Genomic DNA, 7,935 nt, shown 5'->3' on the forward strand with positions numbered 1-7,935 from the left:
TCCTGACCCGACCCCGCGCGGAAGGTGCGCGCGACCCAGACGACGCAGACGGCATACGCCCCGAGAACAGCTGCCAGAACCCCACCTCGGCCACGCCACCCGCCGCGCGCTGACGCTCCTCGAGGTCAGCCAGCCGGCTCCTCAGGAGCTCGAGCGTCGACGGTTCCGATGCCATGAGTCGAACATATGTGCTACCACCGACAGTCCAACGGCGATGGCGATGCTCGGACGACGAGGCTCCGTCTCAGACAGGGCGGCGGCTCTGCACCAGGTCGCGCCTCTCAGTGATCTGCCTGCGGGCAGCTGACGTCAGCCACTCCGGACGACCCAGGGTGGTGGTGAGCCCGTAAGCCTCGAGGCCGGCTGCTCGGCGGAACATTGGCCCTCGCTGCGACGCCCCGCTCTTGAGGCCGAAGTACGGCCAGAGGTCACCGGCCGGCATGCTGCTGCCGCCGCTGCCGATGACACCGTTGGCGCGCCCGACGAGCCAGGCGATGACGGCAGCCGCGCTGGCCGTGGAGCCGCGCCGCCGGAAGATGTCAGGCTCGCCTGCGACAACCGCCGAGAGGAACCGGCGTTGGGCGGTGCGCAGCTCCACGTCGAAGTGCTCGGCCGCGAGCCGGTCGAGCAGACCCAGCACCTCGGCCACCGGCTCGCGGACGTCCTCGGGCACGGTGGTCCAGTCGAGGTCCTCGTCGGGCAGCGGCGCGGTGTCCAGGACGAGGAGGGCGTCGCGACCGCCGACCGACTCTGCGAGGTGGTCGAGCACGTACTCGCTCCAGTCGGAGTCGTCGTACGTGTCGATGACCGGCACCATGCCGAAGGGGTCGCCGAGGAGATGCGCGTAGTCCTGCACCGCGAGCCGCAGCCGCGTGGCCTCGGGCGAGCTGACGAGCGCGAGATAGGCCGATCGGCAGCGCTCCACGGCGTCCTGGACATGCGCGATCTGGTCCTTCCGCGCGCCGGTGCGGTCGAGGCACCACTCCGCGAACGAGGCGACCACGGTCGGGACGCGGCGCCCCACCCGGTCGCCCACCAGATAGGAGCGCGGGAGCGTGCCGAGGAGGAGGTCCTCGACCCGGTCAGGAGTCCACGCGAGCATCGCCTTGTCGGACTGCCTGTCCCCGCTCGCGCACACCAGCGCGAGAGCGGCCCGGTCGGCGGCGTCGTCGAGGACGTCCACCCCCGCGGAGCGTGCGATGTCGGACGCTGCGAACTCGTCGACGAGGTGATCCACCGGCGCCAGCATGGCGTCGACGAAGCGTTCGACCATGTCGTCGGAGTCATCGAGGTCACCCAGGTCACCCAGGTCGTACGCGTCGTCCTCGTCGTCGAACGGTGCACGCTCTCGAGTCGCCCAGCCGACCCCACCATCGGGCAGGGTCCGCAGCAACCAGTCGAGGAGCGGCCTGCCCGCGGGCCAGGTCTCCGACTCGGGGTCGTGGTGAGCCTCTGTGGTCGCGTCAAGGGCTTCTCCGACCAGGGCGCGGGCGTCGGCGAGCTCGAGCTGTTCGGATTCGAAGCCGAACCCACGCGCGATCGGGTCGTCGATGGTGCGGAGCTGGCCGACCACGACGTCGATGCTCACCGGAGTCGGGAAGGCGTCACTCACGACCGTGCCGCGCCCGTGGTCGATGTAGACGACGTAGGTGCCGGTGCCCCCACCCGCCCAGTCCACCCCCAGGAGGAGATCCTGTCCCCTGGCATCGGGCATGTCGATGAGCCGTGCGTCGAGGACCCGCGTCTCGCGAAGTCCCCTGAGCCACAGGGGCATCGGCTGCGTGCGGTGTGCGAGCTCCTGCTCGATGTCGGTGACCATGTCGGCGTCGTCGAGCAGCACCGCGAGCACGGAGAGTGCCGCGGTCGTCTCGGCGAGGTCGACACCGATGAACGACTCGACGAGCGGAGCCAGGCCCAGCGGCTCGTCACCGGTCTGGCGGGGGGCCTGGGCGGCAACGATCATGGCGGAGACCCACTCGAGGAGCGGCCAGGGGTCGTCAGCTCGCAGGCCGCGCCGCAGGTCGACCATGAGCGGCTGCATCGCGTCGTCCACGAGAGTCGTGCCGCGCTTGGGCTGGCCCTCGCCGTGGATCACCCGCAGCCGTGCGTCACCGTGACGTCGCCTACCCGATCGCCTGCCCACGCGGTCGCTCCCTCCGACTGGGTATGCCGTGTGCCTCGGCCCGCGCCCATCCTCGCACCCAGGCGAGCCGGGTCACGAGGCCGCCGCGCACGCCTGTGGACGACGCCGAAGCGGCCGGGAGGGCCTGTGGATCCCCAGAAGCCTCAGCCCAGAGCGCGGATCGAGCCGCGCACCTGCAGCGGCATCTCGACGAGGTGCTCACCCGGTGACTCGTCGGGTCGCAGGAGCAGCTCCATCGCCTGGCGCCCCATCTCCTCGTAGGGCAGGCGGGCCGTCGTGAGTGCCGGCCGCATGTAGGAGGCGATCTCGTCGTCGTCGAAGGAGGCGATGGACACGTCGTCGGGCATGCGCAGCCCGCGCTCGGTCAGCGCCTGGTGGGCGCCGAACGCGACGCGGTCGTTGAGGCAGATGAGCGCGCTGAACCCGACACCGGACTCGAGGAGGTGCTTCGTGGCGTCGTAGCCGTTCCACGGCTCCCAGATCTCGAAGTCCTCGACGGCGACCGGCTCGATCCCCGCCTCCGACAAGGCTCGGTGGATGCCGTCGAAGCGGCGTCCGATCGTGGCCGAGACGCGCGGATCCGACCGCGCGACAGGCGCGTTGCCGATGATGGCCAGCCTGCTGCCGTGGCCGGCGTCGAGCAGCTGGCGCGCGACGGCATACCCGGCCTCATCCTCCGAGGGCAGCACCGCCGTCGGCACGGTGGGGCTCAGGGCGTTGACGGTGACGGCGCGCATCGACTCGGGGAGCGGCGGCAGGTCGAGCAGTCGGGCGGTGAGGGAGCCGAAGACGATCCCGTCGACCTGCCGGTCGATCATGAACTCGAGCGCCTTGGTGAGCTGCTTGGGGTGGTTGCCGGTCTCGGCGATGAGGACGCCGTGGTCGCGTTCGTCGGCGACGTCGAGCAGGCCGCGGATCATCGCGGAGGCGAAGCGGGTGATCGTCACCTCGTCGGAGATGAAGCCGACGGTGCCGGTCTTGCCGAGCCGCAGCGAGCGTGCGGCGGGGTTGGGCCGGTAGTTGAGCTCGCGGGCGGCCTCGTGGATGCGGGCGACGGCGTCGGCGGAGAGGCGTGAGCCGGGCCGGTTGTTGAGCACGAGGCTCACGGCCGTCTTCGACAGCCCTGCGCGCTCGGCGACGTCGGCGAGCGTCGTCCGCTTGTTCACTGGCCCCCCTTGGTCGTCGCGACGTCGCGACCCTTGCGTATGCCGGGTGCGCCCTTCCAGGGGCGCGTGGGCCAGCGTACCCCACGGTAAGGAGGTCCTCATGGCATACCTGCTGGTGAAAAGGTTTTAGCAACCCCTTGTGCCATCGCTCTCGGATGCCCTAACGTCTCGTGCTGAAAGGTTTTAGCAGTGGCGCTGACCTGACCACCCCGGAGGAACCGATGAAGCTCACCCCCACCCCCAAGCGCATCGCCGTCGGCCTGCTCGCCGCGGCGCTGCCCCTGTCCATGGCCGCCTGCACCAAGGGCGGCAGCTCGAGCTCCGGCGGTGCCGGTGGTGAGCTGACGATGTGGACGCACAACGCCGGCAACAAGGCCGAGCTCGCGGCGATCCAGCAGATCGTCACCGACTACAACGCGAGCCAGAGCAAGTACAAGGTCAAGGTCCAGGCGTTCCCGCAGGACTCGTACAACCAGTCCGTCGTCGCGGCCGCGGCCAGCAAGAAGCTCCCGTGCATCCTCGACATCGACGGCCCGAACGTGCCGAACTGGGCGTGGGCCGGCTACCTCGCACCGCTCGAGGGCCTCGACGACACGCTGTCGAAGTACCTCCCGACCGTGCTGGGCAAGTACGACAACAAGACGTACTCCTACGGCTACTACGACGTCGCGCTCGTCATGGTCACGCGCAAGACGATCCTCGACAAGTACGGCATCCGCGTCCCCACCGTCGAGCAGCCCTGGACCAAGGACGAGTTCACCGCGGCCCTGAAGAAGCTCAAGGCGTCCGGCGACTTCCAGAACCCGCTCGACATCGCGACCAGCTTCACCGGCGAGTGGTGGCCCTACGCGTACTCCCCGATGCTGCAGAGCTTCGGTGGCGACCTCGTCAACCGCGACGGCTACAAGACCGCCGACGGAGCGCTCAACGGCCCCAAGGCGGTCGAGTGGGCGAAGTGGTTCCGCGGCCTCGTCACCGACGGCCTCGTGCCGCTCAAGTCGGGCGCCGACCCGGCCAAGGACTTCATCAACGGCAAGTCCGCGATCCTCTACAACGGCACGTGGACGGCGGTCGACACCCGCAAGGCGTTCGGCAAGGACACGCTCTTCCTCCCGCCGCCGGACCTCGGCAACGGCCCGAAGATCGGTGGCGGCTCGTGGCAGTGGGGCATCTCGCAGAACTGCAGTGACCAGGCCGGCGCGCTCGACTACATGAAGTTCGCGGCGCAGGACAAGTACGTCGCGAGCGTCGCCCGCGACACGAACAACATCCCGGCGACCGATGCTGCCGCCGCGCAGGTGAAGGGCTACGAGAAGGGCGGGGAGAACCAGGTCTTCCTCGACTACGCGAAGAAGTTCGCCGTGCTGCGTCCCGTGACGCCCGGATACCCCTTCATCGCAACGGAGTTCACGAAGACCGCCCAGGACATCCTCAACGGCGCCGACCCGAAGCAGGCGCTCGACCAGGCCGTCAAGGACATCGACGCCAACCAGAAGTCCAACGGCTACTTCCAGTGAGTGACTGACATGACGACCATCACCTCGGCCGAGAGCGCCTCGGCGACGCGACGGGGGCGGGCGGCCAGGCGAGGCGACAAGCCCGGCTCGACCCGCACCCCGGTGAAGGGCTCACGCTCGTCGACGACGACGGCGCTGCTCATGCTGGCCCCCGCCGGCGTCCTGCTCATCACGTTCCTGCTCGTGCCGATCGGGCTGACCTTCGGGCTGGCGTTCACCAACGCCCGCCTCATCAGCCCGCGGCCGGCGGAGTTCATCGGCGTCGACAACTTCGTGCGCCTCTTCGAGGACGACACGTTCTGGGCGTCGCTGCGCAACACGGTCATCTTCGCGGCGATCATCGTGCCGGTGCAGTCGGCGTGCGCACTGGGGCTGGCGCTGCTCGTCAACGTCAAGATGCGCGGCGTCAACTTCTTCCGCACCATCTACTTCCTGCCGGTCGTCACGTCGATGGTCGTCGTGTCGATGCTGTGGCTGTTCATGTACCAGAAGAACGGCCTCATCAACCAGGTGCTGCTGAAGTTCGGCATCGAGGGGCCCGACTGGCTCGGCGACCCGAAGACGGCACTGCTCGCGATCATCCTCATGTCGGCGTGGCAGGCGATGGGCTTCCACATGGTCATCTGGCTCTCCGGGCTGCAGACGATCCCGGGCGACCTCTACGAGGCGGCCGAGCTCGACGGCGCCGGCACGTGGGAGAAGTTCCGCTACGTCACCTGGCCGGGGCTGCGGGCGACGCGGACCTTCATCCTCATCACCATCACGATCTCGGCGTTCGCCTTGTTCACGCAGGTCAACATCATGACCCAGGGCGGCCCGCTCGACTCGACGTCGACGGTCGTGCTCATGGCGGTGCGCACCGGCTTCCAGCAGCAACAGACCGGCTACGCGTCGGCGATCTCGCTCGTCTTCTTCGTGCTCGTGCTCGCCGTCACCCTGGTCAACCGCCACCTCACCCGAGACAAGGACGCCTGATGAGCACCGCAACCGCACCGGGCCTCGGAGCCGACCACCTCGCCCACGTGGCGGACTCGACCGCGACGACACCGCGCGGCACGACGGACGGGCGACGCGGCATACGCAAGCCGCTCGCCCTCGTGGGACGGCTCGTGCTGTGCCTCGTCTTCGGCCTGCCGCTGCTCTTCATGTTCGTCAGCAGCTTCAAGCCGGACCTGCAGATCTTCGGCGACCTCGGCAGCTGGAAGGCGTTCCTGCCGGTCGGTGACGTGTCGCTCGACAACTACACGGGCGTCTTCGGGCGAGTTCCCTTCGCCCAGTTCATGACCAACTCGGTCGTCATCACGGTCGTCACCGTGGTGCTGGGGGTCGTCGTGAACTCGATGGCGGCGTTCGCACTGGCGCGCATCAAGTTCCGCGGCAGCGGGCTCGTGCTCGGGCTGATCCTCGCGACGCTGATCGTGCCGTTCGAGACGCTGGCGCTGCCGCTGCTGTGGTGGGTCAACAAGCTGCCGTTCCTCGGGCCCGACGGGCTGACCGAGGGGTGGCTCGACACCTACCAGGTGCAGATCATCCCGTTCATCGCGAACGCGTTCTCGATCTTCCTCTTCTACCAGTACTTCGACTCGATCCCGAAGGAGCTGGACGAGGCGGCGAAGGTCGACGGGGCGGGCTGGTTCCGCATCTACCGCAGCATCGTGATGCCGCTGTCGGGGCCGGCGGTCGCGACGGTCGCGATCCTGACGTTCCTGCCGACGTGGAACCAGTACCTGTGGCCGCTCATGTCGGTGCAGAGCGAGGAGCTGCGTCCGGTGATGGTGGGCATCGACTACTTCAAGCAGCTGAACACCTCGTGGGGGCAGATCATGGCGTACGCGTCGATGATCACCGCGCCCGTGCTCGTCCTCTTCATCGCGTTCCAGCGCTCGTTCATCAACTCCATCGCCTCATCCGGCGTGAAAGGCTGACTCGTGTTCAAGCTCCCCGAGGCGTGGGTGTGGGACTTCTGGACCGTCGACGACGGCGAGCAGTACCACCTGTTCTTCCTGTACGCGTCCAAGGCGTTGCGTGACCCGCATGCCCGTCACCACCGGGCGTCGGTCGGTCACGCGGTGTCTTCTGATCTCGTTCACTGGGAGCGGGTCACGGACGCGCTCGTGCGCTCGGACGCGCCGGCGTTCGACGACCTCGCGACGTGGACCGGGTCGGTGGTGCGACACCCGGACGGGCGCTGGTTCATGTTCTACACGGGGGCGCGGCTCAACGAGCAGGGCGTGAACGTGCAGTCCATCGGGTATGCCGTCTCGTCCGACCTCTACGTGTGGGACAAGGCGCCCGGCCCGGTGCTCGAGGCGGATGCCCGGTGGTACGAGAAGCTCTCCGACGGGCACTGGCACGACGAGGCGTTCCGCGACCCGTGGGTGTTCGCCGACCCGGACGGCGACGGGTGGCACATGCTCATCACGGCGCGCGCCAACCACGGCGACCCCGTGGACCGCGGGGTGGTCGGGCACGCGTGGTCGGCGGACCTGGAGAGCTGGGAGCTGCGGGAGCCGCTCTCGGAGCCCGGGCAGGGGTTCGGCCAGCTCGAGGTGCTCCAGCCCTTCGTCGTCGACGGCCGCCAGGTCCTGCTCTTCAACTGCCTGGTGGGGGACATGCCGGAGGCTGCGCGGGCCGAGGGTCTCGCGGGCGGGGTGTGGGTTGCGGACGCCAAGTCGCCGCTGGGGCCCTACGACATCGCGGGTGCCCAGGTCATCGACGACTCGTCGCTCTACGTCGGCAAGTTCGTCACCGAGCGTGGTTCGGGGGACACGAGGTTCCTCGCGTTCGTGCACGACCGCGACGGCGCCTTCGTCGGCGAGATCACCGACCCGTATGCCGTCTCGTGGGAGGGCGACCGCCTGCGCCTGTCGTGAGGCGCTTCGGGAGGTGGTCAGAGCACCCCCAAAGCTCGTGTAGAGTTGCTCGAGCAGAAACCGCTGGGACTGCGCAGGACCTGCTGGGACGGCCTGAAGGCCGGATCGCCGGATTTGGTCCTGATAGCTACTAGCGGGTAAGTTTGAAGGGTTGCCCCGGAGGCCTCCTCGCAGAGGTGGTTGATGGTGTGTGTCCGATTCTTGAGAACTCAACAGCGTGTCAAAAATCGATGCCA

General features: G+C 68.5%; 6 protein-coding genes. 4 read left to right on the forward strand and 2 right to left on the reverse strand.

The window, feature by feature from the left end:
• Window positions 1-244: 244 nt before the first annotated feature.
• On the reverse strand, window positions 245-2,143 hold the full coding sequence (locus ACYVNR_RS17635; protein ID WP_461049781.1) for a hypothetical protein: 1,899 nt from the start codon (window positions 2,141-2,143) through the stop codon (window positions 245-247).
• Window positions 2,144-2,286: 143 nt separating this feature from the next.
• Complete coding sequence (locus ACYVNR_RS17640) at window positions 2,287-3,309, reverse strand: LacI family DNA-binding transcriptional regulator (RefSeq protein ID WP_461049783.1); 1,023 nt, start codon at window positions 3,307-3,309, stop codon at window positions 2,287-2,289.
• 221 nt (window positions 3,310-3,530) lie between these two features.
• Here ACYVNR_RS17640 and ACYVNR_RS17645 point away from each other — a divergent pair, with 221 nt between their 5' ends.
• The 4 genes from ACYVNR_RS17645 to ACYVNR_RS17660 are packed head-to-tail and all read left to right on the forward strand — an operon-like array spanning window position 3,531 to window position 7,699.
• Window positions 3,531-4,826, forward strand: a complete 1,296-nt coding sequence (locus ACYVNR_RS17645; protein WP_045189299.1) for an ABC transporter substrate-binding protein — start codon at window positions 3,531-3,533, stop codon at window positions 4,824-4,826.
• Between the two features lie 9 nt (window positions 4,827-4,835).
• Window positions 4,836-5,801 carry a carbohydrate ABC transporter permease gene (locus tag ACYVNR_RS17650; RefSeq protein WP_461049785.1) on the forward strand — a complete coding sequence of 322 codons (966 nt, stop codon included), beginning with the start codon at window positions 4,836-4,838 and terminating at the stop codon, window positions 5,799-5,801.
• On the forward strand, window positions 5,801-6,751 hold the full coding sequence (locus ACYVNR_RS17655; RefSeq protein ID WP_461049787.1) for a carbohydrate ABC transporter permease: 951 nt from the start codon (window positions 5,801-5,803) through the stop codon (window positions 6,749-6,751). The genes ACYVNR_RS17650 and ACYVNR_RS17655 overlap by 1 nt, the downstream gene beginning before the upstream one ends.
• Window positions 6,752-6,754: 3 nt before the next feature.
• Window positions 6,755-7,699: a family 43 glycosylhydrolase gene (locus ACYVNR_RS17660; protein WP_461049789.1), complete on the forward strand. Its 945-nt coding sequence runs from the start codon at window positions 6,755-6,757 to the stop codon at window positions 7,697-7,699.
• Window positions 7,700-7,935 lie beyond the last annotated feature (236 nt).

Source organism: Terrabacter koreensis (assembly GCF_054783315.1).

Bases quoted from the DNA above. Each gene is read 5' to 3' on its own strand.
- ACYVNR_RS17645 (WP_045189299.1), top strand. From the start codon at position 3,531: ATGAAGCTCACCCCCACCCCCAAGCGCATCGCCGTCGGCCTGCTCGCC.
- ACYVNR_RS17650 (WP_461049785.1), top strand. From the start codon at position 4,836: ATGACGACCATCACCTCGGCCGAGAGCGCCTCGGCGACGCGACGGGGG.
- ACYVNR_RS17655 (WP_461049787.1), top strand. From the start codon at position 5,801: ATGAGCACCGCAACCGCACCGGGCCTCGGAGCCGACCACCTCGCCCAC.